Annotated in this window: 17 protein-coding genes; 10 read left to right on the forward strand and 7 right to left on the reverse strand. The window is 68.3% G+C overall.

The features are described from left to right. Positions 1 to 30: 30 nt before the first annotated feature. Positions 31 to 1239, reverse strand: a complete 1209-nt coding sequence (locus ACP3TD_RS08200; protein WP_426766683.1) for an MFS transporter — start codon at positions 1237 to 1239, stop codon at positions 31 to 33. 167 nt (positions 1240 to 1406) lie between these two features. Between ACP3TD_RS08200 and ACP3TD_RS08205 the strand changes: the two genes are divergently transcribed. Then, positions 1407 to 1850 carry a (deoxy)nucleoside triphosphate pyrophosphohydrolase gene (locus ACP3TD_RS08205; RefSeq protein ID WP_426766685.1) on the forward strand — a complete coding sequence of 148 codons (444 nt, stop codon included), beginning with the start codon at positions 1407 to 1409 and terminating at the stop codon, positions 1848 to 1850. A 1-nt stretch (position 1851) separates the two neighbouring features. Here the strand turns inward: ACP3TD_RS08205 and ACP3TD_RS08210 are convergent, their stop codons facing one another. The 3 genes from ACP3TD_RS08210 to ACP3TD_RS08220 are packed head-to-tail and all read right to left on the reverse strand — an operon-like array spanning position 1852 to position 4184. Next, the gene (locus ACP3TD_RS08210; protein WP_426766686.1) at positions 1852 to 2958 is read right to left on the reverse strand and encodes an Rv2578c family radical SAM protein; all 1107 of its coding nucleotides are present in this window, start codon (positions 2956 to 2958) and stop codon (positions 1852 to 1854) included. Positions 2959 to 3006: 48 nt separating this feature from the next. Then, complete coding sequence (locus ACP3TD_RS08215; protein WP_426766688.1) at positions 3007 to 3672, reverse strand: SIMPL domain-containing protein; 666 nt, start codon at positions 3670 to 3672, stop codon at positions 3007 to 3009. Next, positions 3669 to 4184: a hypothetical protein gene (locus ACP3TD_RS08220; protein ID WP_426766689.1), complete on the reverse strand. Its 516-nt coding sequence runs from the start codon at positions 4182 to 4184 to the stop codon at positions 3669 to 3671. The genes ACP3TD_RS08215 and ACP3TD_RS08220 overlap by 4 nt, the downstream gene beginning before the upstream one ends. A gap of 212 nt (positions 4185 to 4396) precedes the next feature. On the opposite strand from ACP3TD_RS08220, the gene pheS reads away from it, so the two are divergent. Genes pheS through ACP3TD_RS08235 form a run of 3 tightly spaced genes read left to right on the forward strand, consistent with a single transcriptional unit; the run spans position 4397 to position 8725 of the window. Further along, on the forward strand, positions 4397 to 5458 hold the full coding sequence (pheS, locus tag ACP3TD_RS08225) for a phenylalanine--tRNA ligase subunit alpha (RefSeq protein WP_056083242.1): 1062 nt from the start codon (positions 4397 to 4399) through the stop codon (positions 5456 to 5458). Between the two features lie 2 nt (positions 5459 to 5460). Continuing rightward, positions 5461 to 8004, forward strand: coding sequence for a phenylalanine--tRNA ligase subunit beta (gene pheT, locus ACP3TD_RS08230; RefSeq protein ID WP_426766691.1), 2544 nt, complete (start codon positions 5461 to 5463; stop codon positions 8002 to 8004). Positions 8005 to 8041: 37 nt separating this feature from the next. Further along, positions 8042 to 8725, forward strand: a complete 684-nt coding sequence (locus ACP3TD_RS08235) for a 4'-phosphopantetheinyl transferase family protein (RefSeq protein ID WP_426766692.1) — start codon at positions 8042 to 8044, stop codon at positions 8723 to 8725. Positions 8726 to 8744: 19 nt separating this feature from the next. Here the strand turns inward: ACP3TD_RS08235 and ACP3TD_RS08240 are convergent, their stop codons facing one another. The 3 genes from ACP3TD_RS08240 to ACP3TD_RS08250 all read right to left on the reverse strand — a co-directional run bounded on the left by ACP3TD_RS08240 (position 8745) and on the right by ACP3TD_RS08250 (position 15245). Next, a complete protein-coding gene (locus ACP3TD_RS08240) occupies positions 8745 to 10103 on the reverse strand; it encodes a M1 family metallopeptidase (RefSeq protein WP_426766694.1) in 1359 nt (452 codons plus the stop codon). 15 nt (positions 10104 to 10118) lie between these two features. Then, positions 10119 to 14069 carry a Pls/PosA family non-ribosomal peptide synthetase gene (locus tag ACP3TD_RS08245; protein WP_426767170.1) on the reverse strand — a complete coding sequence of 1317 codons (3951 nt, stop codon included), beginning with the start codon at positions 14067 to 14069 and terminating at the stop codon, positions 10119 to 10121. A gap of 210 nt (positions 14070 to 14279) precedes the next feature. Then, positions 14280 to 15245 (reverse strand): quinone oxidoreductase family protein, encoded by a 966-nt coding sequence (locus ACP3TD_RS08250; RefSeq protein WP_426766696.1) that lies wholly within the window; start codon positions 15243 to 15245, stop codon positions 14280 to 14282. Positions 15246 to 15395: 150 nt separating this feature from the next. Here ACP3TD_RS08250 and argC point away from each other — a divergent pair, with 150 nt between their 5' ends. The 6 genes from argC to ACP3TD_RS08280 are packed head-to-tail and all read left to right on the forward strand — an operon-like array spanning position 15396 to position 21391. Continuing rightward, positions 15396 to 16439 (forward strand): N-acetyl-gamma-glutamyl-phosphate reductase, encoded by a 1044-nt coding sequence (gene argC / locus ACP3TD_RS08255; RefSeq protein ID WP_426766697.1) that lies wholly within the window; start codon positions 15396 to 15398, stop codon positions 16437 to 16439. After that, positions 16436 to 17602: a bifunctional glutamate N-acetyltransferase/amino-acid acetyltransferase ArgJ gene (gene argJ, locus ACP3TD_RS08260; protein WP_015936707.1), complete on the forward strand. Its 1167-nt coding sequence runs from the start codon at positions 16436 to 16438 to the stop codon at positions 17600 to 17602. Before argC ends, argJ begins: the two co-directional genes overlap by 4 nt. Before the next feature lie 48 nt (positions 17603 to 17650). Then, the gene (gene argB / locus ACP3TD_RS08265; protein ID WP_426766699.1) at positions 17651 to 18610 is read left to right on the forward strand and encodes an acetylglutamate kinase; all 960 of its coding nucleotides are present in this window, start codon (positions 17651 to 17653) and stop codon (positions 18608 to 18610) included. After that, entirely contained in the window at positions 18607 to 19860 is a 1254-nt protein-coding gene (locus ACP3TD_RS08270) for an acetylornithine transaminase (RefSeq protein WP_426766701.1), read from the forward strand. Before argB ends, ACP3TD_RS08270 begins: the two co-directional genes overlap by 4 nt. Then, positions 19857 to 20861: an ornithine carbamoyltransferase gene (gene argF, locus ACP3TD_RS08275; RefSeq protein WP_426766702.1), complete on the forward strand. Its 1005-nt coding sequence runs from the start codon at positions 19857 to 19859 to the stop codon at positions 20859 to 20861. The genes ACP3TD_RS08270 and argF overlap by 4 nt, the downstream gene beginning before the upstream one ends. Then, entirely contained in the window at positions 20861 to 21391 is a 531-nt protein-coding gene (locus ACP3TD_RS08280; RefSeq protein WP_015936711.1) for an arginine repressor, read from the forward strand. Before argF ends, ACP3TD_RS08280 begins: the two co-directional genes overlap by 1 nt. The last annotated feature ends 18 nt before the right edge of the window (positions 21392 to 21409 follow it).

Raw genomic sequence — 21409 nt, forward strand, 5'->3', positions numbered from 1 at the left:
ACCCCACCGGCTGCCGCGCACGCCGGGAATTCAGGCCGTCAGCGGCTTCCGGCGTTCCAGCACGCCACTGAGGACGGCGACGCCGAAGCCCAGGACCGCAAGGACGGCACCTACCAAAGCGGGAGCCACATATCCCCACCCGAGGGCGATGACGAGGCCGCCGAGGAAAGCGCCCAGGGCATTGGCGACATTCAGCGCCGCGTGGTTCAGCGAGGATGCCAGCGACGGGGCATCGGGGGAGGCGTCCAGCAGCCGGGTCTGCAGTGCCGGGATCAGCATGGACCCGGCGGCGCCCACCACGAACACCATGATCAGTGCCGACCACGGCCAGTGCACCGCGACGGCATAGACCACCAGGGCAACTGCGATGGCGGGCAGAACCTTGTACAGGGTTCCCATGACCGACTTGTCGGCAAGCCTTCCGCCCACGATGTTGCCTGCCACCATGCCGAGGCCGTACAGGGCCACCACCAGGGGAATCAGCGACGATGGGATCCCGGCCACCGTGGTCATGGTGTGTGCGATGTAGGTGTAAGTGGCAAAGAAGCCGCCAAAACCCACCACGCCGATGAGGATGGCCAGCCACACCTGCAGCCGCTTCAAAGCGCCGAGCTCACGCCTGATGCTCGCATCGGGGTGGGCAGCCTGAAAGGGTACAAAGCGCCAGACCATCGCAAGGGTCAGCAGCCCGATAAAACCGACCAGGACGAACAGCAGCCGCCAGCCGTACGTCTGCCCGAGCCAGGTGGCGAACGGCACGCCCACCACGTTGGAGATGCTCAATCCGGCCATTACCATGGAAATCGCCCAGCCGCGGCGGGTGGGCGGAACGAGGGACGCGGCGATGACCGCCGCAACACCGAAGAACGCACCGTGCGGAAGGCCGGCAGCGAAGCGCGACACCAGCATGGTGCCGTAGTCGGGAGCCACGAACGACGTCAGGTTTGCCACCGTGAAGAACAGCAGCAGGCCCAGGGCGAGCTGTTTGCGCGGCAGCCGCGCACCAACAGCAGCCAGCAGCGGCGCGCCCACCACCACGCCCAGGGCGTAGGCGGAAATCAGGTGGCCGGCCTCCGGCGTGCTGATGTCCAGCCCCTGTTCCACCTCTTTCAGCAGGCCCATCATGGTGAACTCGGTAACACCGATGCCCACACCGCCCATGGCCAGCGAAAGAATCGCCAGCGCCAGGTTGCGGGAGGTCAGGGGGCCTGCCGTGGACGTTTGGGTGGCGCTGCTCATAAGCCTGCTTTCCGAAGTGGATTGCCGATGGAAGAAACACATGCCACGACGGTGGGGCTGCACGGGCCGGATGACCACGGGCCCGGATTTGGTCAACTGCCTCCGGGGGACGGATATTCCCCGGGAAGCCCGGCCGGTGATCCCATTGTCCCCCATAGACTGGAGCGGTGACTGAACTGATACAGGTGGTGGGCGGTGCGGTGGTGGACCGGCTGGACCAGCCATCCATGCTGCTGGTGGCGCGGCGCAATGCCCCGGAAAAGTTGGCGGGCCTGTGGGAGTTCCCCGGTGGCAAGGTGGAGCCCGGCGAGGAACCCGAGGCCGCCCTCCGGCGGGAGTTGCTGGAGGAACTCGGCGTCGTTGTCCGCCTCGGGGCGGAGCTTCCTGCTGACGGACCCGGCGGCTGGCCGCTGAACGACCGTGCAGCCATGCGCGTCTGGTCGGCAGAGATTACCTCCGGGGAGCCACGACCGCTGGAGGACCATGACCAGTTGAGCTGGCTGCCCCTGGACGTCCCGGATGCCGTCCTGGCGTTGCCATGGATACCGGCGGATTTCCCGATTGTCCGCGCGTTGCTCGCATCCCTGGCCGTTCCGGCCGAAGGGCGCTGAACTAGAAGAGGGCCTGCTGAGTCCCCGCAGCACCACCATGCGGGGCGGAATTGCCTGCACCGTGCCCCTGCCGTGCTTCAGGGATGATGCCTGCGGGGTACTCGGCCTCCTCATCGCGGGGATCAAGGTCCCGGTGGCTGAACCCGGACGAGAAGGCAAAGCCGTGCCGTGCCTTGAAGTAGCGCACTTTACCCGCCAGCCAGGTTCTGTACTCCTTGGACGCGTAGGAGCCTGACCCGTAGAGGCGGCGGTAGCGGCCGGCCAGCCCGGGATGGTTTGCGGCGATCCACTTCATGAACCATTCCCGGGTGCCGGGTTTGAGGTACAGGGCGCCCGCGCTGACTCCGGTGGCGCCTGCTGCGGCCAGCGAAGCGAAAAGTGCGTCCAGGGCTTCGTCGCTGTCCGAGAGCCACGGCAGGATAGGCATCGCCATGACGCCGCACGGAAGGCCCGCCTCACGGAGCCTGGACACGAGCCTGAGCCGCGCCCGCGGACCCGGCGTGCCCGGTTCTATGGCCTCGGAAAGGGCCTCGTCCGTCATGGCCAGTGAAATGCCCAGGCCCACAGGGACCTGTGCTGCCGCACTCTTCAGCAACGGAATATCGCGCGCCAGCAGCGTTCCCTTGGTCAGGATGGACAAGGGAGTGCCGGAGTCAGCCAGCGCCGTAATGATGCCGGGCATCAGCCGGTACCTGCCTTCCGCACGCTGGTAGGGATCGGTGTTGGTTCCCAGCGCCACCTGCGGCCGCGTCCAGGAGGGCTTGGCCAACTCCTTGCGCAGGACTTCCGCCGCGTTGACCTTGACCACCACCTGGCTGTCGAAGTCCAGGCCGGCGTCAAAATCGAGGTAGGTGTGGCTCTTGCGGGCAAAGCAGTAAACGCAGGCATGGCTGCAGCCGCGGTAGGGATTCACGGTCCACTCAAACGGCATCTTTGAACCGGCCGGGACCCTGTTCAGCACGGACTTTGCGGTGACCTCGTGGAAAGTGATGCCCGCGAACTCCGGTGTAGTGACGGAACGGACCAAGCCGGCAAGCGGTAGTAGTGCGGGGGAGGCGGCGGAGCCATCCCCGGGTGCCTGCAGCAGCGCCTGCGCGTCCCATCTCATACATTCATTCGAAAACATGTTCGAATGAATGTCAAGGCGGCCCGGCCGTTACTGCCCGGCTATGAGCTCCCAGACCACAGTGACTGCTGCGTCCACCCGGCTTTCCCCCGGCTCCACGGAGACGCTTTCCGCCGCGGCCATGCGCTGGATCCCCGCCACGGGAACGGGGTCGTGCCCCGCGGGGAGCTCGGACACGGACAGGACACTGCCCAGCGCGGCGGAGGCAAGGGCGGCGTACTGTACGGCAGCGGCCCTTGCATCCTCCCAGGCAGCTGCCCGGGCACGCTCTTTGACCGCAGACGGATCCGAAATTGAGAAGGTCAGGCCGTTGAGCCGGACATCATTGCCACCGGCTGCAGCGGCATCGGAAATAATGCGCGAAGCCGCCGCAACATCCCGCAGCTGCACAGCAAGGGTGCTGGCAGCGACATGCCCTGCGACCCGCTGGCCTTCGCCCTCCCGCCACACAAGGTCTGCCCTGACGTTCAGCCCGGCCGTCCTTAGGTCCGCAGCGGCAACGCCATGCCCACGGAAAGCTGCTGTGACGGCCGCCAGGGCGCTCCCCGCCGCAGAGTAGGCAGTCTCAACGGAATCGCGGCGGCATTCCACGCCGATCGAAACAAGCGCCACATCCGGAGCGGCCTCGGCCCAGCCAGACCCGGTGACGGTCACGCTGCCATCATGCAGGGGTGAGGGGGTGTCTGGCGGCGTCATGACCAGCTCCGCTTTCCGTGTACCGGATAGCCGCCCGCCAGCAGGCCCGCCCGCCGCTCAAAGACGTTGCCCGTCCCCGGATTACCTGTCCGCAGCATCGACCACCCCGCGGCCAGCAGATATAAGGGGATGAAGGGAAGGCCCAGGCACCAGGCGTATTGGGAGCAGTGCTTCTCCTCGTGCCCCAGCAGCTCCGGCCGGTCCAGCAAGGCCTCCGTGGAACAGCGGCACAGCACCACGTTGCCCAGGGTGAATGCTCCGGCAACCGGCAACGGCCACCCATACCCGGCGGCCAGGACCAGGCCGCGCGGACCGCGCTGCAGGCGGGTACGGGCAGCGCCGGCCACAGCCAGGCCCAGCAGCGTGCTGCCGTTGGCCAGGTTGGCTGCCTGCCTGGCCCGCTGGCCGGCTGTCAGGGAGTGCCGGCGCAGGTGGTGGGCGCGCAGGAGCCGACGCCGTAGGTGTTGCAGGCGCAGGTGCTGCAGGCGTCCGGGGCGCTGCCGCAATGTCATGAGGCCATGGTAGCCGGAGCGTTCTACTAGACTGGAGGGCAGTGGCTGCCGGTTTTCCGGCTGGCCCTGCCCTGGTCATTGAATGCGCTGGATTACTGAACGGAATCCACGGGCATTCATCCATGACCTGCCAGTGACGGACGCGCCGCCGGGAAACCGTGCAGGCTGCCCTGTTCGCCGGCAGCCAACGAACTCGTAGCTAAGAACAGTAGATGACTGAAACTTTGCCGGGCGATGCCATCCCGAACCCCACGGATGAAGCCGCCATCAACGCCGCTGTAGACCAGGCCGTCACCGCCATCGCCGGTGCCGCCACCCTTGACGAGCTGAAGGCGGTGAGGCTTGCGCATACGGGGGAGAAGTCCCCGCTCAGCCTGGCCAACCGTGAAATCGGCAGGCTCCCCAAGGACCAGAAGGCGCTCGCCGGGAAGCTGATGGGCGCGTCCCGCGGTCGGGTTAACAAGGCGCTCGCCGACCGTACCGCGGTGCTGGAAGCCGAGAACGACGCACGGATACTCCTCGAAGAGACTGTGGACGTCACCGCCGCGCCCCGCCGTCGTCGTGCCGGTGCCCGGCACCCGCTGTCCACCCTGCAGGACCGCGTTTCTGACATTTTCGTGGGCATGGGCTGGGAAATCGCCGAAGGCCCGGAGGTGGAATCGGAATGGTTCAACTTTGACGCCCTGAACTTCAAGCCGGACCACCCGGCACGGGAAATGCAGGACACGTTCTTCGTGGAGCCGCCCGAGGCGCACCTCCTCATGCGCACGCACACGTCCCCCGTCCAGGTCCGTTCCATGCTGGAACGCGATCTGCCCATCTATGTCCTGTGCCCGGGCAAAGTGTTCCGCACCGATGAACTCGACGCCACGCACACCCCGGTGTTCCACCAGTTCGAGGGCCTGGCCATCGACAAGGGACTGTCCATGGCAGACCTGCTCGGCACCCTGGAGCACTTCACCCGGCAGATGTTCGGCGACGAAGCGAAGGTCAGGCTGCGGCCCAACTACTTCCCGTTCACCGAGCCGTCTGCGGAACTGGACATCTTCCACCCGGGCGCCAAGGGCGGTCCGCGCTGGATCGAGTGGGGCGGCTGCGGCATGGTCAACCCCAACGTCCTCCGCGCTGCCGGCATCGACCCCGATGTTTATTCAGGTTTCGCCTTCGGCATGGGCATCGAGCGTGCCCTCATGTTCCGCAATGAGGTCAGCGACATGCGCGACATGATCGAAGGCGATGTACGTTTCAGCGAGCACTTCGGGATGGAGATCTAACAGTGCGTATCCCACTTTCCTGGCTGCGTGAATTCGCAGAGGTACCGGCCGGCGCCACGGCCGAAGACGTCATGGAAGAACTGGTCAAGGTCGGCTTCGAGGAAGAGGACGTCCACCGTCCCACCGATACCCTGCAGGGGCCAATTGTGGTGGGCCAGGTCCTGAGCCTGGTCAAGGAACCGCAGACCAACGGCAAGACCATCAACTGGTGCCAGGTCCGCGTGGTTCCCGAAGGCGCGGAGCAGACCCTGACCGGAGAGGGCATCGACCCTTCCGGAGTCCAAGGCATCATCTGTGGCGCCCACAACTTCGTGGAAGGCGACAAGGTAGTGGTCACGCTCCCGGGCGCCGTCCTGCCGGGTGACTTCCGCATCTCTGCCCGCAAGACGTACGGCCACCTCTCCGCCGGCATGATCGCCTCGGTCCGTGAGCTGGGCATCGGCGAGGACCACGACGGCATCCTGGTCCTCTCCCGCATCGGCCTTGATCCGGAAATCGGCACGGACGCGATGGAACTGCTGGGCCTCTATGACCAGGCAGCCGAAATCAACGTCACCCCGGACCGGGGCTACGCCTTCTCCATCCGCGGCGTGGCGCGCGAGTACGCGCACGCCACGGGAACCACCTTCACGGACCCCGCCAGCAAGGTGCAGGCTCCTGGCGTGCTGTCCTGCGGCTACGGCGTCAAGCTCAACGATGACGCCCCCATCTACGGCAAGCCCGGCTGCGACCGCTTCGTGGCGCGCACCGTCCGCGGCCTGGACCCCAGCCGGCCCACCCCGCCATGGATGGCGTCCCGCCTGCGCCTCGCCGGAATCCGCTCCATCTCGCTGCCGGTGGATATCTCCAACTACGTCATGCTCGAACTGGGCCAGCCCACGCACTGCTACGACCTGGACAAGCTGTCCGGGGACATCGTGGTGCGCCGCGCAACCGCGGGCGAGAAGATCACCACTCTCGATGACAAGGAACGCACCCTCGATCCCGAGGACCTGCTGATCACCGACGACTCCGGCCCCATCGGCATCGCCGGCGTGATGGGCGGCGCGGCAACAGAGGTGGGCGATACGACGTCGAACATCCTGGTTGAGGCAGCCCACTTCGATGAAGTGTCCATCAGCCGTTCCCGCCGCCGGCACAAGCTGCCGTCCGAAGCGTCCAAGCGCTTCGAGCGCGGCGTGGACTGGCACGTGGCCGGCATTGCTGCCCAGCGCGTCGTGGACCTCCTGGTGGAGCTGGCCGGAGGCACTGCCGACGAAGCCGGAACGGACGTCGGAACCGCACCGGAAACGGTCACCATCGAGCTGCCCGCAGGGTTCGCGGCCGCCCGGATCGGTATCGACTTCCCGGAAGAGCAGATCGTCACCGCCCTGGAGGACCTCGGCGCCGCGGTGGAAAAGAACGACGGAGGCTGGACGGTCACAGCGCCGAGCTGGCGGCACGACCTCGAGACCAAGGAAGACCTGTCCGAGGAAATCGCCCGGCTGGTGGGCTACGACAAGATTCCCGCCACGCTGCCGGTGGCTCCTCCGGGGCGTGGCCTGACGCGCCTGCAGCAGCAGCGCCGGCGGCTCATCCAGGCGCTGGCGGACGCCGGGCTCACCGAGGTCCTGTCCTACCCGTTCGTCTCCAAGGCCGCCAACGACACGTTCGGCGTTGCGGAACAGGGAGCCGGCCGGCCCGCGCTTAAGCTGGCCAACCCCATCAGCGAAGAGCAGGGCTTCCTGCGCACCTCCGTCCTGCCGGGCCTGATCGAGGTGGCCAAGCGGAACCACTCCCGTGGCTTCCGCGACCTCGCCATCTTCGAGTCCGGGCTTGTCTTCCTGCCCGGCAGCACCATGGGCACCGCCTCCATTCCGCCGCTCGGAGCAAAGCCGGCCGACGAGGTGCTGGATGCGCTGTACGACGGCGTCCCGGACCAGCCGTTCCACGTCGCCGCTGTTCTGACCGGGCATGATTCCCCGGCCGCCGCAGGGCACGAACCCCGGTTGTGGGACTGGGCGGACGCCCTGGACATCGCCCGCCTCGCCGGGGACGTCCTTGGGGTGGACCTCGTCGCCAGCCAGGGCAGCCACCAGGCATTCCACCCGGGCCGCGCCGCACGCTTGTCGCTGCGGACGGGCGAGACAGTGGGTTACGCCGGTGAGCTGCATCCCAAGCTGCTGGCAGCCTCTGACATGCCTGCCCGCTCGGTGGCGCTGGAGATCAACGCCGACGCCCTGTTCGACGCGGCCCCGGACGTAATCGTGGCCCGCCATATTTCCACGTTCCCGCTGGCCACCCAGGACGTGGCCCTGGTGGTCCCCGCCGATGTGCCCGCGGACGACGTCCTCGACGTACTCCGGGAAGGCGCCGGCGAACTGCTGGAGGACGTCGCCCTGTTCGACGTGTACTCCGGCAAGGGCATCGAAGACGGCAAGAAGTCACTGGCGTTCGGCCTGCGGTTCCGCGCCGCGGACCGCACCTTGACGGCTGACGAGGCGTCCGCCGCCCGCGAGGGCGCCGTGGCACTGGCCGCCGTGCGCTTCGGGGCAGTCCAGCGCTAGTCGCTGGTCCGGCTGGCGATACAAAGGGCGGGACGGCATGACTCCACAGCTTGTGGTTCACGCCGACCCGCCCTTTTCGCTTGCCGGTGATGCCGCCGGGCTGATGCAGGACTCGGAACGGCTCCTGGACGGCACCGAGCTTCACCGCGCCCGCGCCATGGAGCCGACGGCCGGCCACCGGTTCCTGGCCTCCCGCCTGGCCCAGCGCCGGTTCGCCGCTGACCTGCTGGGCCTCGCCGAAACCAGCCTGGTTGCCTGCTACTGCTGCCCGCAATGCGGCTCAGGCGCGGACCTCAGCCACGGCAGGCCCGGCTACTCCTACCGGAGCACCCGGCTGCCGCTGGCACTGAGCCTCTCCCGGGCCGCCGGCTGGACTTTGCTGGCCGCCGTCCCGGACGCAGGGCCGGACGTGCGCCTCGGCGTGGACATTGAGGATCCGGCCCATACCGGCTTCAGTGGATTTGCCGAGCTGGCGTTGACCGCCGCCGAACACCGGGACGTCCGGAGCGTGCCGCCGGAAGGGCGGCTGGCCGCCCAGGCGAAACTGTGGGCCCGGAAGGAAGCGTGGCTGAAGATGACCGGCGAGGGGCTCCGTACAGCGCCCTCGTCCCTGGACGTGCGCGGACTGCCGGGCCTGAGGGACCTTGCCTCCGCGGAAACCGGGCTGCCCGCGCAGCTGGCGGCCGCCGTCGCGCTTTCCGTTACGCCCGGGCGCCCTTAGGCAGCACCGGAACGGGGCATCAGCCTGCCGGCAGCGGCGGCAGTAGTTCCTCATACAGCCACGGGTGCAGCAACGCTTCGGTGTCGATGGCGGTGGCGCGGTCCACGGCCATGATGAAGTCATGCGTGCTGACCGAGCCGTGCCGGTGGGTGGCGGTCCACTCCTGCAGCAGCGCAAAGAACGCCAGGTCACCCACTGCCATGCGGACGGCGTGCACCGCCAGGGCGCCCCGCTTGTAAACCCGGTCATCGAACATGTGCTGCGGCCCCGGATCGCCCACCAAAAGGTCCTGCGCATCGGCCTTCAGCCCCCGCCACGCGGCACCTGCCCGGGCAGCGACAGACATCACGCCGGCCTCCTCGGACCAGATCCACTCGGCATAGCAGGCGAAGCCCTCGTGGAGCCAGATGTCCTGCCAGCTGGCGGCGGTCAGGGAGTTACCGAACCACTGGTGCGAGAGCTCGTGGGCGATCAGCCGCTGCGACTCCCAGTCCGCGGTCAGGTGGTTGGGGCCCAGGATGGAGAGCCCCTGGGCTTCAAGCGGTATCTCGAGCTCATCCTCGGTGACCACCACCGTGTGGCCGGCGAACGGATATGGCCCAAAGCAGCTGCTGAACGTCCGCATCATGGCCGGCTGCAGCGCCAGCCCGGCGCGTGCCTGGTCGGCGAGAGCGGGGGAGACGGCCACGGACTGCGGCACCTGCGGCGCTGAACGCCCGGCATCGAGTTCCAGCAGTCCGTACCGGCCGATCTGCACGGTGGCAAGGTACGCGGGCATCGGCTCAGCCTGCTCGTACACCCAGGTTTCCCGGCTGGACCGGGTGGTGCGGGCCTGCAGCACCCCGTTGCAGACGGCGCGGTAGTTCGCGTCGGTGGTTACCGTGAACCTGTAGCTGGCCTTGTCGCGGGGATGGTCGTTGCACGGAAACCAGGATGGTGCGCCGTTGGGCTGCCCGGCCACCAGCACGCCGTCGGTCAGTTCTTCCCAGCCCACTTCGCCCCACAGGCCGCGCCGGGGCGAGGGGCTGCCCCCGTACCGGACTTCGAGGGTGAAGGGCTCGTCCGCTTGGAGGGGAGCCGGGGTTGAGACCACCAGCTGCTCGGCGCGCTGGTTGAACCGCACTGCCCTGCCATTGAGCTGGACCTTGGTGGCGCGGAGCCCCACCAGGTCAAGGACAATGGCCGACGTCGGCACGCAGGCGACGCCGTGCAGCACCGCCTTGCCGCTCAGTCGGTTGCTGGCCACGCGGTAGTCCAAGTCCAGTTCGTAGCGTTCCACCCGGTAGGCGTTGGTGCCGGCGCCGGGCATGTAGGGATCGGGGGCAGCACCGCTGGACGCGGCCACGCTGCCGCGGGCGGCTGATGCTGGAGAACTCATGGCGACCTTCGGTTGCTAGGCAGACGGTGTGGCAGGGCCGTTCCACGGACTGACAGGGTTGCCCATCCAATACGTGGCCGCAGGGACGGACTCGCCGCGCATTACCAGGGACGCGGGACCCACCGTTCCGCCGGCACCCACGCTGGCCTGGGGCAGGATGACCCCGTGCGGGCCCATGGTGGACCCGTCTTCGAGGGTAACAGCGTCAATGCTCATCACCCTGTCGTGGAACAGGTGCGTCTGCACCACGCAGCCCCGGTTGACGGTGGCGTTCCGGCCGAGGATCACCAGGTCCGCCTCGGGCAGCCAGTAGCTTTCACACCAGGTGCCCGTCCCGATCTTCGCCCCGAGGGCCCGCAGCCACCAGACCAGCGCCGGGGTGCCGGACGCGGCCCGGGCGAACCACGGTGCACTGACCAGCTCGATGAAGCTGTCCACCACTTCGTTGCGCCAGATGAACGAGCTCCAGAGGGGGTGCTCGCCGGCCCGGATCCGTCCCACCAGGATCCACTTGGCGGCGACGGCGGAGATCGCCGCCACGAAACCGGCCAGCAGCATGACCACGCCGCTGAGCAGGGCTGCCACTCCGTAGTTGAAGGTGGCGGCCAACCAGTCGAAGACCAGCATGGCACCGCCGGCAATAGCCACCGTGAGCATGACGGGCAGGAACCTGCAGAGCTCCCACAGCGTCCTGGCAATCTTCAGCTTCAGTGGGGGCTGGAAGGTGCGGGTGTCGTCGGAGGCGATGGCTGTGCGGCGGAGGCGGACTGGCGGACTGCCCAGCCAGGACGTGCCGGACTTGGCCTTGGCCGGCGTCGCGGAGAGGACAGCGACCAGCGAGTTCTTGGGAACGTTCCGGCCCGCTGCGGTCATCCCGGAGTTGCCAAGGAAGGACCGCTTGCCGATCTTGGCCGGGGCCACGCGCAGCCACCCGCCGTCCAGCTCATAGGAGGCCACCATGGTGTCGTCCGCCAGGAAGGCACCTTCCCCCACGGTGGTCATCTTGGGGATCAGCAGCACCGTGGAGGCCTCCACGTTCTTGCCGATTTTTGCTCCCAGCAGGCGCAGCCACACCGGCGTGAAGAGGCTGGCGTAGATGGGGAACAGCAGGTCCCGGGCAAGGTCGAGAACACGTTCGGTGGCCCAGATTTGCCAGCCCACCCGGCTGCGTACCCGGTGGTAGCCCTCGGTGATGCCAACGCTGAGGAGCCGGGTTGCGCCCAGGATGAGGAGGGCGTTGGTGGCGAACCAGGTGAGCGCAGCGGGCGCGAGAGCGGGCAGGAGACGGGGCAGTGCGCCGCTGAGGGAGGTGCCACCCTGGATGAACAGGTAGGCCACCCAAGCGGCCGCTGCTGCGGACACGAAGGGGATCAGGGACAGTACTGCCGAGGCCAGCGCGAATCCGCCAAACCAGGCTTTGGCAGCCACGGGGCCCAGGACGGGTGCTTCAGGAGCGGAACGCCTGGCTTTGCCCTGCCGGCGGGCAGGTGACCCGGCCACCAGCTGCCCGGCCTTGACCTTCCCGGAGACCGCCGAGCCCGCGTCAACCTGCGCTCCTGCGCCGATGGACGTTCCGGGCATCAGCGTGCTGCGGGCGCCCACCGAGGCGCCGGCGCCGATGCGGACGGCGCCGATGTGGACGTGGTCGCCGTCGATCCACCACCCGGACAAATCCACCTCCGGCTCCACGTTGGCGCCACGGCCCAGCGTCAGCAGCCCGGTCACCGGCGGCAGCGAGTGCAGCTGGACGTCCCGGCCAATCTTCGCGCCGAGGGCCCGGGCGTAATAGGGCACCCACGGTGCGCTGGCGAGGCTGATGGCGCCGGCCAGGTCCTGGATCTGCTCTGCCAGCCAGAGCCGGAGGTGCACCCGCCCGGAGCGCGGATATGTGCCGGGCCGCACGCCGCGCAGCAGGATCCGTGCGGCGGCCACCGCCAGCAGCATCCGGCCTGCCGGGCTGACGAACACCAGCCACGAAGCTGCCACCCACCACCAAGAAACGGTGGGAGCTGCGGCGAACCCGGCAGCGCCCGCCAACAGGTTGTTGGCTGCCATCAGGTAGGTCAGCCAGCGCATGCCCACCAGGATGTGCAGGGGAACGCCCATCAGCGTCTGGAACACCTGGGATTTGAGGGTGGTGGGCTGCACGGTGCGGTTCCGTACCGGTCCGAAGGACCCATCGGGCTGTGATTGCCGTGCCAGCTCCACCAGCGCTCCCACCCGGGGCGTGGCGTAGATTTCGGCGACGGTGATGGTGGGGTAGCGGGCCCGGAGGGCGGACACCAGTTGCGCCGCGGACAGGGATCCGCCGCCGTACGCGAAGAAGTCCGCGTCCAGCGATGTCACCGGACTGCCCAGGATGCTGCTCCATTGCTCCACGATCCAGGTGGCGTCCTCGGGGAGGTTCAGGGGAGCAGCGTCCGCCTCCGCAGCACCGGCACCGGCGAGCGGCCAGGGCAGTGCGTGCCTGTCCACCTTGCCGCTGGTCTTGGTGGGCAGCGAATCCACCACCGTCAGGAGGGGCACCAGCGCGGCCGGCAGGTTTCCTGCCAGGTGCCTGCGTGCCTCAGCCAGGTCCAGGTCTTCGCCGGCAACAGGCGCCAGGTAGCCCACCAGGATCTGGTTGCCCGCCGCGGTCGTCTGCACCGCGGCGGCTGCGCCGGCAACACCGGGCAGCGCTTGCATGGCGGAGTCTATTTCGCCCAGTTCGATCCGGCGGCCGCCCAGTTTGACCTGCTCGTCGGCGCGGCCCTGGAATATGAGGCCTGCCTGCTCGAAGCGGACAAGGTCGCCGGAGCGGTAGGCGCGGTCCCAGCCCAGGCTGGCCATGGGAGCGTACTTTTCGGCGTCCTTGGCTGGGTCAAGGTACCGGGCCAGGCCGACGCCGCCGATGATCAGCTCACCTGTCCGGCCTTCGGCCACCGGAATGCCGTGGGCGTCGACGACGGCGAGGTCCCAGCCATCCAGGGGCAGGCCAATCCGTACGGGGCCGGAGCCGGTGAGGGGGGCCGCGCAGGCCACCACTGTCGCTTCGGTGGGACCATAGGTATTCCAGACCTCGCGGCCTTCCACGGCAAGGCGCTCCGCCAGTTCGGGAGGGCAGGCCTCACCGCCGAAGATGAGCAGGCGGACGTTTTCCAGGGACTCGGCCGGCCAGAGTGCCGCGAGGGTGGGCACGGTGGACACGGCGGTGATGCCGTGGTTGATCAGCCAGGGGCCAAGGTCCATGCCCGTACGGACCAAGGCACGTGGTGCGGGGACCAGGCACGAACCGTGCCGCCAGGCCAGCCACATTTCCTCGCACGAAGCGTCGAAGGCCACGGAGAGCCCGGCCAACACCCGGTCCTGGGGTCCCAGGGGGTCGACCTGCAGGAAAATCCTCGCCTCCGCGTCCACGAACGCTGCGGCCGAGCGGTGCTGGACCGCCACGCCCTTGGGTGTCCCTGTGGAGCCGGACGTGAAGATGATCCAGGCATCGTCATCCGGCACAGGTGGGCGGGCGCCCGCAAAGGGCCCTGTGCGGCGGCCTCCCGCGGTGCCGGGCCTGATCACCCGCCCGCCTTCCAGGACGGCGGCGACCTCGGCCTCGTCAAAAACCAGCCGGGCCCGTTCGTCGGGATCGTCCGCGTCAACGGGGACGTACGCCGCGCCCACCAACAAAACGGCCAGGATCGACACATACAACTCGTTGGTGCCCGAAGGAATCCGCACGCCGATCCGGTCGCCCGCACCGAGGCCAGCCTGGTGGAGGCGGAGGCCGGCAGACCGTACTTCGTCCATGAGCTGGGCGTAACTGAGGGACACAAGGCCGTCGTCGAGCGCCGAGGCGTCGGGGAAACGGGCGGCGGAGTCCTGGAGGATATCGATCAGCGTCCGGACGGGCGGGGCGGCCGGAGACCCAGGGAACTGCGGTGCGTGCGCGCCCTCAGGTTGCGCCGAACCCGGAGTTGAAGCCCCTTCAGGCAGCGGTCCGGGGGAGCCGTCGGCCTGCGAACCGCCGGATGCATGGGGAGCGGCCGGCGTGGCGCCGGAATGGATATCCCCAAGAGGGACCTGCTGCTGAGTCACCCGGGCATTTTGCCTCGGCAAGGTGAACAACAGGTGTCCGGCGCGCCGGGTTCCGCCGCTCCGGGGGGACCGGCAGTTCACCGCATGTTCAGCCGGGGTGGCCCGGCCTCAGGGAACCAGTACTACCTTGCCAGTGGTGCGGCGGCCTTCGAGGTCCCGGTGCGCCTGCTCTGCCTGGGACAGCGGGTAGCGCCCGCCGACGCGGACCTTGAGGGTGCCATCAGCCGCGGCTGCGAAAATTTCGCCCGAGCGCCACCGCCGCTCGGCGGCATCCTGGAGGTAGTGCCCCATGGTGGGCCGGGTCACGAACAGCGAGCCGCCGGCATTGAGGCGCTGCGGATCCACCGGCGGGACAGGGCCGGACGCGGCGCCGAAGAGCACCAGGGTTCCCCGGATCCGAAGTGCCTCCAGTGAGCCGTCGAACGTGTCCTTGCCAACGCCGTCGTACACCACGTCCGCGCCGGTGCCGCCGGTAATCTCCCGGACCCGCGCCGCAAAGCCTTCGTACCGCAGCACGTGGTCAGCTCCGGCCTTACGGGCCAGCTGTTCCTTTTCGTCGGTGGACACGGTGGTGATGACCTGGGCGCCGCGGGCCTTCAGCAGCTGGATGAGGAGCAGCCCCACACCGCCGGCCCCGGCATGCAGCAGGACGGTGTGGCCGGGTTCCACCTTGAAGGTGGAGTTCATCAGGTAATGCGCCGTCATGCCCTGCAGGGGGAGGGCTGCTGCGGTGAAGTCATCCAGCCCGGCCGGGACCGGAAGCGCGGCGTCCTCATCCACCAGCGCATACTCCGCGTAACACTTAATGCCCTCCGCCGTGGCCACGCGGTCGCCGGCGGTGAACGCGGTCACCCCGTCACCCACCGCCTCCACTGTGCCGGCGGCTTCGGAGCCGGGGATGAAGGGGTACTGGACCTTGTAGACACCGCCGCGCTTGTAGGTATCAATGAAGTTGATCCCGGCCGCTCCGACCTTGACCAGCAACTGTCCGGGGCCGGGGACCGGCCGATCAACCTCCGTGTACTCCAGTACTTCCGGTCCGCCTGCCTGGCGTGCGACGATTGCGTGCGTCATTGCTTCCCCTTCCCGGGCCGGCGTCTCCGGCCTCCGGCTGCTCCAACCATCCTAGGGATTCCCTTTGTTCCCAGGCCTTTCGAATACTCCCTGCCTGTCGCATGCATAAGTATCGGCGTCTATGCATAATTATTGCTGTATAGTCGGATCATGACTATTTCTGTTGCAGTGTCGGGCGCCAGCGGCTATGCGGGCGGGGAAGTGCTCCGCATCCTTGCCGGACACCCGGACGTCACGATCGGTGCCATCACCGCCCACAGCAACGCCGGGTCGCGGCTCGGCGAGCTGCAGCCGCACCTGCACGGGCTGGCCAGCCGCATCCTCGAGGACACCACGGTGGAGAATCTCTCCGGCCACGACGTCGTCTTCCTTGCCCTGCCGCACGGCGCATCCGCCGAGATCGCCGCGCAGCTGCCGGAGGGCACCGTGGTGATCGACGCCGGCGCAGACCACCGCCTCGAAGACCCCGCAGCCTGGGAGAAGTTCTACGGCTCGGCCCATGCCGGCACCTGGCCCTACGGCCTTCCCGAACTTCCCGGCCAGCGCGAGGCCCTCAAAGGCGCCACCCGCATCGCCGTGCCGGGCTGCTACCCCACGTCCGCGCTGCTCGCCCTGACCCCTGGGTTCGCCGCAAACCTCCTGGAGCCCGACGACGTCGTCATCGTTTCCGCCTCCGGCACCTCCGGCGCGGGCAAGGCCGCCAAGGTTAACCTGATCGGCGCCGAAGTCATGGGCTCCATGAGCCCCTACGGCGTGGGCGGCGCCCACCGGCACACGCCGGAGATCGAGCAGGGCCTGTCCAGCGCAGCAGGGGAGCAGGTCACCGTTTCCTTCACGCCCACCCTGGCCCCGATGAGCCGCGGCATCCTCACCACCGCCACCGCGAAGGTAAAGCCGGAAGCATTGGGCAGCACCACTGCTGCCCAGCTGCGGCAGGCCTGGGCTGACGCCTACGACGACGAACCGTTCGTCCACCTGCTGCCCGAAGGCCAGTGGCCCGGCACGAAGTCCGTCCAGGGCTCCAACCACGCGGCCATGCAGCTGGCCTTCGATCCCCACACCGGCCGGGTCATCGTCACCTGCGTGATCGACAACCTCACCAAGGGCACTGCCGGCGGCGCCGTGCAGTCCATGAACATCGCACTCGGCCTGCCGGAAACCGCCGGCCTCAACCTGCAGGGAGTAGCCCCGTGACCATTACCGCACCCCAGGGATTCCGGGCCGCCGGCGTCACCGCCGGGCTGAAGGCCTCCGGAAACCCGGACCTCGCCCTGGTGGTCAACGACGGACCGTCCAAGGCCGCAGCCGCAGTCTTCACCAGCAACCGCGTGGCAGCGGCCCCGGTGCACTGGTCCCGCCAGGTCGTATCCGACGGCCGCGTGGACGCCGTCATCCTCAACTCCGGCGGTGCCAACGCCTGCACCGGCCCCACGGGTTTCCAGAACACCCACAGCACCGCCGAGAAAGTGGCCGATGTGCTGGGCATCTCGGCCACTGACGTCTTCGTCTGCTCCACCGGCCTGATCGGCGAACAGCTCCCCATGGACAAGATCCTTCCCGGTGTCGAGGCCGCTGCCGCTGCCCTCAGCGCCGACGGCGGCCCGGACGCCGGCACCGCCATCATGACCACGGACAGCGTCCCCAAGTCCGCGCTGTTCATCGGAACCGATGCGGACGGCCAGGAATTCACCATCGGCGGGATCGCCAAGGGCGCCGGCATGCTGGCCCCAGGGCTGGCCACCATGCTGGTGGTCCTCACCACGGATGCCGCCGTCGAGCCCGAAATGCTCGACGTCGTCCTTCGCGACGCCACCCGCGTCACCTTTGACCGCGCCGACTCCGACGGCTGCATGTCCACGAACGACACCGTGGTCCTGCTCGCTTCCGGGGCCTCCGGTGCGGTGCCGGCAGCGGAAGCGTTTGGTGCCGGCCTGACCCAGGTCTGCGCCGAGCTCGCCCGGAAGCTGATCGGCGACGCCGAAGGCGCCAGCCACGACATCGCGATCCGGACGTTCAACGCCGCCAGCGAAGCGGACGCCGAAACCGTCAGCCGGTCTGTAGCCCGGTCCAACCTGTTCAAGGCTGCCATTTTCGGCAAGGACCCCAACTGGGGCCGCGTGCTGTCCGCCGTGGGCACCACCGACGCCGTCTTCGAAGCAGACAAGCTCAACGTGGCCATGAACGGCATCCAGATCTGCCGCAACGGCAGCATCGGTGACGACCGGGCCCTGGTGGACCTGGAACCGCGCGAAGTCCTGGTGGAAATCGACCTGCAGGCCGGCGACGCCGAGGCAACCATCTGGACCAACGACCTCACCCACGACTACGTGCACGAAAACAGCGCCTACTCGAGCTAGGCCCTGCACGTTGCCAGCACGTATGCCTACTTTTGCGGAAGAGACAGCATGAACACCCAGACGCGCGAGACCACCAGCATGTCCGACGCCCAGGACAAGGCTGCAACCCTCATCGAGGCCCTGCCCTGGATCCAGCGGTTCGCCGGAACCACCATGGTGATCAAGTACGGCGGCAACGCCATGGTCAACGATGAACTCCGCCGGGCCTTCGCCGAGGACATCGTGTTCCTGCACCATGTCGGCATCCACCCCGTGGTGGTCCATGGCGGCGGCCCGCAGATCAACGCCATGCTGGGCCGGTTGGGCATCGAATCCGAATTCAAGGGCGGCCTCCGCGTCACCACCCCGGAAGCCATGGACGTGGTCCGCATGGTCCTCACCGGCCAGGTGGGCAGGGAACTTGTGGGCCTCATCAACTCCCACGGCCCCTACGCGGTGGGCATGTCCGGCGAAGACGGCGGCCTGCTGCGCGCCGTCCGCACCGGGACCGTGGTGGACGGCGAGGACGTGGACCTCGGGCTGGTAGGCGAGGTGGTCGGCGTCGACCCCGCAGGCATCGTGGACATCCTCGACGCCGGGCGCATCCCGGTCATCTCCACCGTTGCCCCGGAAATCGTCGACGGCGGTGACGGCGTTCCCGGCGCCGCGCGCTTCCAGCCCACCGGCCAGGTCCTGAACGTCAACGCGGACACCGCGGCCGCAGCCGTGGCGTCCGCCCTGGGCGCCTCGAAGCTGGTAATCCTGACCGACGTCGAAGGCCTCTACGCCAACTGGCCGGACAAGTCCTCACTGATCTCCTCGCTCACTGCGACCGAACTGCGGGACATGCTGCCGCGCCTCGAATCGGGCATGATTCCCAAGATGGCCGCCTGCCTCAAGGCCATCGATGAGGGCGTGGAGCGGGCACACATCGTGGATGGCCGGCTGCCCCACTCAATGCTTCTGGAAACTTTCACCACCGCGGGCATCGGCACCCAGGTAGTCCCGGACGAGGAGACAAACGCATGAACACCGTCGAGAAGCCCTCAGTAACTGAGCTGGTCGAAACGCAGGGCCACGCCGGCTCGGAATGGCTGTCCCGCTACTCCACGTCGCTGATGGGCGTGTTCGGCGCCCCGCAACGCGTCCTGGTCCGTGGTTCCGGCTGCCTCGTATGGGACGCCGACGGCAAGGAATACCTGGACCTGCTCGGCGGTATCGCAGTCAACGCCCTCGGCCACGCCCACCCGTTCGTCACCTCCGTGATCTCCAGCCAGCTGGCCACCCTGGGCCACGTGTCCAACTTCTTCACCAGCCCCACCCAGGTCGCGCTGGCCGAAAAGCTGCTGGAACTTGCCGCAGCACCGGCCGGGTCCAAGGTATTCTTCAGCAACTCCGGCACCGAAGCCAACGAGGCAGCCTTCAAGCTGGCCCGCCGCAACACCGGCAGCGGTGACACCAAGCGCACCAGGATCATCGCCCTCGAAGGGGCTTTCCACGGCCGGACCATGGGCGCCCTCGCCCTCACGGCAAAGGAGGCCTACCGGGCGCCTTTCGAGCCGCTGCCCGGCGGCGTGGTGCATATCCCCTTCGGGGACATCGCCGCCCTCGAAGCCGCCGTGGACGGGACCGTCGCCGCCGTGTTCCTGGAACCCATCCAGGGTGAGGCCGGCGTGCGGCCACTGCCGCCCGGCTACCTGAAGGCCGCGCGTGAAGCCACCACCAAGGCAGGGGCGCTGCTGATCCTCGACGAGGTCCAGACCGGCATCGGCCGCACGGGCAAGTGGTTCGCCAGCTCGGACGCCGGCATCGTCCCCGATGCCATCACCCTGGCCAAGGGACTGGGCGGTGGATTCCCCATCGGCGCCCTGCTCACGTTCGGTGAGCAGACGTCGTCGCTGTTGTCCGCCGGCCAGCACGGCACCACCTTCGGCGGAAATCCCGTGGCGACCGCGGCGGCCCTGGCCACCCTCCACGCCCTGGAAAGCCAGAACGTGCTGGCCAACGCGGCGGCGGTGGGGGAGCACCTGCGCTCCGCGCTGGCCGCCATCCCCGGCGTCACCGAAGTCCGCGGCGAAGGACTGCTGATCGGCTTCGACCTGGACGCCGACGTCGCGCCGGCAGTGGTGCAGGCAGCCCTCGACGCCGGCTTCATCGTCAACAGCCCGGGTCCGCGCACCATCCGCCTGGCGCCGCCGCTGATCCTCACCACGGCCCAGGCCGACACCTTCCTCGCCGCCTTCCCGGCAATCCTCCAAGCAGCTAAGGACGCCCAGTGACCGTTGCAACCACCCGGCACTTCCTCAAGGACACCGACCTCAGCCCCGCCGAACAGGCGGAAGTGCTGGACCTCGCTGTCCGCATGAAGGCCGCGCCGTACAGTGTCCAGCCGTTCGCCGCCGAGGGAAGCGGACGCAAGACCGTTGCTGTCATCTTCGACAAAACCTCCACCCGCACCCGGGTTTCCTTCGCCACCGGCATCGCCGACATGGGCGGCAACGCCCTGATCATCAACCCGGGCGAGGCGCAGATCGGCCACAAGGAATCTGTGGAGGACACCGCCAAGGTCCTCGAACGCATGGTCTCCACCATCGTCTGGCGGACCGGGGCCCACTCCGGCCTGGTGGCGATGGCCGAAAACTCCAAGGTTCCGGTCATCAACGCCCTGTGCGACGACTACCACCCCTGCCAGCTCTTGGCAGACCTGCTGGCCGTCAAGGAACACAAGGGCGACCTGAAGGGGCTCACCATGAGCTACCTCGGTGACTCCGCAAACAACATGGCCAACTCCTACCTGCTGGCCGGTGTCACCGCGGGCATGCACGTCCGGATCGCCGGCCCCGAGGGGTACCTGCCGGCCGCGGAGATCGTGGCCGCTGCGGAAGAACGCGCGGCCGAAACGGGAGGCTCGGTGCTCATCACCACCGACGCAAAGGAAGCACTGCAGGGAGCCGACGTCGTGGCCACCGACACCTGGGTCTCGATGGGCCAGGAAGCCGAAAAGGAAGCCAGGCTCCAGCTGTTCCGTGACTACTCCGTGGACGGGGACGCCATGGCACTCGCCGCGGAAGACGCCGTCGTACTCCACTGCCTGCCCGCCTACCGCGGATACGAAATTTCCGCCGATGTCATTGACGGCCCGCAGTCGATCGTCTGGGACGAGGCCGAGAACCGGCTCCACGCCCAGAAAGCCCTCATGGCATGGCTGATGCACCGGTCCGGCCTGGCCTTCGTGGACGGACTGGCTCCCGTTGAAGGTACCGGGGAGAGCACGTTCTAGTGTCCACCAACCCGTCGGCACCGGGCTCCAGCCCGGCCACCAAGACTGCCCGGCTGGCGCGCATCACTGCCATCCTCACGGGCCAGTCGGTGCGGTCACAGGCCGAGCTTGCGGCCCTGCTGGCGGACGACGGCGTGCAGGTCACCCAGGCAACCCTGTCCCGGGACCTCGTGGAACTCGGCGCCGTCCGCGTCCGCGGCAAGGAAGGCGCCCTGGTCTACGCGGTCCCGGCCGAGGGCGGGGAACGGTCGGCGCGCAGCGGCGTGAGCCAGGAGATCCTGGACGCCAGGCTCGCCCGGCTGTGCAGTGAACTGCTGGTCACGGCCGAAGCGTCCGCCAACCTGGTGGTCCTGCGGACCCCGCCCGGGGCCGCGAACTTCCTGGCCCTGGCGATTGACCACTCGGTGATGCCGTCCATCCTGGGCACCATCGCCGGTGACGATACCGTCCTGCTGGTCTCCCGCGACCCGCTGGGCGGCCCGGACCTCGCAGCCCGCTTCCTGCAGCTGGCCGAGGACGCCGGGCAATAAGCTTGAAGACAATCAACC

The sequence above is a fragment of the Pseudarthrobacter sp. 1G09 genome (genome assembly GCF_050038305.1).
GTDB lineage: Bacteria > Actinomycetota > Actinomycetes > Actinomycetales > Micrococcaceae > Arthrobacter > Arthrobacter equi.

Bases quoted from the DNA above. Each gene is read 5' to 3' on its own strand.
- ACP3TD_RS08200 (WP_426766683.1), bottom strand. From the start codon at position 1,239: ATGAGCAGCGCCACCCAAACGTCCACGGCAGGCCCCCTGACCTCCCGC.
- ACP3TD_RS08210 (WP_426766686.1), bottom strand. From the start codon at position 2,958: ATGAGATGGGACGCGCAGGCGCTGCTGCAGGCACCCGGGGATGGCTCC.
- ACP3TD_RS08215 (WP_426766688.1), bottom strand. From the start codon at position 3,672: ATGACGCCGCCAGACACCCCCTCACCCCTGCATGATGGCAGCGTGACC.
- ACP3TD_RS08220 (WP_426766689.1), bottom strand. From the start codon at position 4,184: ATGACATTGCGGCAGCGCCCCGGACGCCTGCAGCACCTGCGCCTGCAA.
- pheS (WP_056083242.1), top strand. From the start codon at position 4,397: ATGACTGAAACTTTGCCGGGCGATGCCATCCCGAACCCCACGGATGAA.
- ACP3TD_RS08235 (WP_426766692.1), top strand. From the start codon at position 8,042: ATGACTCCACAGCTTGTGGTTCACGCCGACCCGCCCTTTTCGCTTGCC.
- ACP3TD_RS08240 (WP_426766694.1), bottom strand. From the start codon at position 10,103: ATGAGTTCTCCAGCATCAGCCGCCCGCGGCAGCGTGGCCGCGTCCAGC.
- ACP3TD_RS08250 (WP_426766696.1), bottom strand. From the start codon at position 15,245: ATGACGCACGCAATCGTCGCACGCCAGGCAGGCGGACCGGAAGTACTG.
- argC (WP_426766697.1), top strand. From the start codon at position 15,396: ATGACTATTTCTGTTGCAGTGTCGGGCGCCAGCGGCTATGCGGGCGGG.
- argB (WP_426766699.1), top strand. From the start codon at position 17,651: ATGAACACCCAGACGCGCGAGACCACCAGCATGTCCGACGCCCAGGAC.
- ACP3TD_RS08270 (WP_426766701.1), top strand. From the start codon at position 18,607: ATGAACACCGTCGAGAAGCCCTCAGTAACTGAGCTGGTCGAAACGCAG.